The organism is Algibacter sp. (assembly GCF_049667265.1).
Classification (GTDB): Bacteria; Bacteroidota; Bacteroidia; order Flavobacteriales; family Flavobacteriaceae; genus Algibacter_B.
Window position 1 is genome coordinate 1 of the sequence record NZ_JBATHX010000059.1, and the last position, 2,091, is coordinate 2,091.

General features: G+C 31.6%; 3 protein-coding genes. 1 reads left to right on the forward strand and 2 read right to left on the reverse strand.

Going from position 1 to position 2,091, the window contains the following annotated elements; all coding sequences use genetic code 11:
• Together WBN21_RS02205 and WBN21_RS02210 are read right to left on the reverse strand one after the other, a co-directional pair.
• On the reverse strand, positions 1–558 hold a 558-nt coding region (locus tag WBN21_RS02205; protein WP_424197671.1), incomplete at its 3' end, for a DUF1796 family putative cysteine peptidase.
• A 39-nt stretch (positions 559–597) separates the two neighbouring features.
• Positions 598–1,032 carry a hypothetical protein gene (locus WBN21_RS02210; RefSeq protein ID WP_424197672.1) on the reverse strand — a complete coding sequence of 145 codons (435 nt, stop codon included), beginning with the start codon at positions 1,030–1,032 and terminating at the stop codon, positions 598–600.
• 184 nt (positions 1,033–1,216) lie between these two features.
• Here WBN21_RS02210 and WBN21_RS02215 point away from each other — a divergent pair.
• Positions 1,217–2,091: peptidylprolyl isomerase (locus WBN21_RS02215; protein WP_424197673.1), on the forward strand; the 875-nt coding region annotated here is incomplete at its 3' end.

Here is a 2,091-nt window from a genome sequence, read left to right on the forward strand (position 1 = left end):
ATCAATGGCTATATTATTTTTAATATTTATGAGTGTTATTTCTCCTGAATAGATGGTTCCCATTTTTTTAAGAAAATCAGAAAATAGATTGACATTTTCATTTCGATTAGAAATAAAACAAATTTTATCTGCTTTTTTTAATCTTTTATTTGCCCTTTTAAAGCGGTTTTTCATTTTCTTATTAAAAGCATTATTGTCGGTTCCAATTTCTGAAAAGTGAAGTGACGTTATTTCGTTTTTTTTATCAAAAAATATATTAGAATTTTCACCTTTTTCTTCAAATTCAATGAAAAAATCATTGAATTTTGATTGATATAAATGAGCGGTGGTTTCTAATGAATAAGACATCATCCAATCTAGTGGGTTGGAACATAACCTTAATTTATATTTTTTTAGGTAATGCGCAGGACGACAAGCTATGCCAACGCTAAAAATGATATCGAAATGATGTTCTTTTTCTGCATAGGTTTTTTTATACTCCTTATGTTTTTTGTGTAAAACAATAATTCCATATGGTAAAAATAGTTTTAAGATATTTTTTATTCTTTTTATAGCCATACTTTATTTTGTTTTTAAAGCGAAGTTTAAAATTGCATTCTAGGTGTTAAAAACAATCGCCTGTTTTTTAGTCTGCAGTTTTAAAGAGGCAATGGTGTTTTTATCAAATTTAGAAACATCAAGTTCTTCAATTTGAAAATCGATTCTTGTAATATATCGGTTTGATACATTTGAATGGTCTGACTGAAACTCATCTATATCCGAATTTAGTATTAAATTAAAATTCTTCCCCTTAATATCCAATTTAGCGCCCTTCATAGTTTTAATTTTAAAACTCCCAACAATTATGGCTATGACGTAAAAATAGCCACCAAGTTCAGAAGTTTTGGCAAAAAGCACGTTTTGTTCAGAAATAGCAAAGGGATCGCCATCTACAGAACTAATAATGTCTTCTATTTGGTTGTCTGTATTGGAATCATTAGTGTTATCCTTATTCCCAAAGGCAGAACGAATTTTATTAAAACTTAATTTCATGAAAATGGATTTTTGTAAAACTAAAATTATAATTGGGAAGCACAAAACTATTATGGTAAATCATTTCATGGTTTTTTTATCGTTTTTTAATGTTCATATACAGCATTCATTCAATCATTTATCTGGGTAATGGAATTTTATTATGAATGTTTCATATATTTGCACTTTCTTAAAAAATAGAATCATGAAAGACGGATTATACGCAAAATTTAACACAACAAAAGGAGAAATTCTAGTTGCTTTAGAGTACAAAAAAACACCAGGTACAGTTGGTCATTTTGTTGCTTTAGCAGAAGGGAATTTAGAAAACAAAGTAAAACCTCAAGGTTCGCCTTATTATGATGGTTTAAAATTTCATAGAGTTATTCCAGATTTTATGATTCAAGGAGGTTGCCCACAAGGTTCTGGAGCTGGAAATCCAGGCTATAAGTTTGATGATGAGTTTCATCCAGATTTAAAACATGATGGACCAGGAGTTTTATCAATGGCCAATGCAGGACCAGGTACAAACGGAAGTCAGTTTTTTATAACGCATACCGCTACCGAATGGTTAGATGGAAAACATACCGTTTTTGGAAAAGTGAGTCAAGGACAAGATATTGTTGATGCTATTGCGCAAGGTGATAAAATAGAAAGTTTAGAAATAGTTAGAGTTGGTGCAGATGCTGAAGCTTTTAATCCAATTGAAGCGTTTAGAACTTTTGAAGGTTCAATAGCAAAAAGAGAAAAAGCTGTAAAAGCCGCCGCAGAAGCTGAATTGAATAAATTAGCTGCAGGTTTTGATAAAACTGAAAGCGGTTTACGTTACCAAATTCTTCAAAAGGGAAGTGGTGTTAAGGCAGAAAAAGGACAAACCGTTTCTGTACATTATAAAGGGCAGTTATCTGACGGTACTGTTTTTGATTCATCATACAAACGTAACGAGCCTATTGATTTTCCTTTAGGTGTTGGTCAAGTAATTCCAGGTTGGGATGAAGGTATTGGCTTATTAAAAGTAGGCGACAAAGCACGTTTAGTTATACCAAGTCATTTAGCTTACGGAAGTGCTGGAGCTGGAGG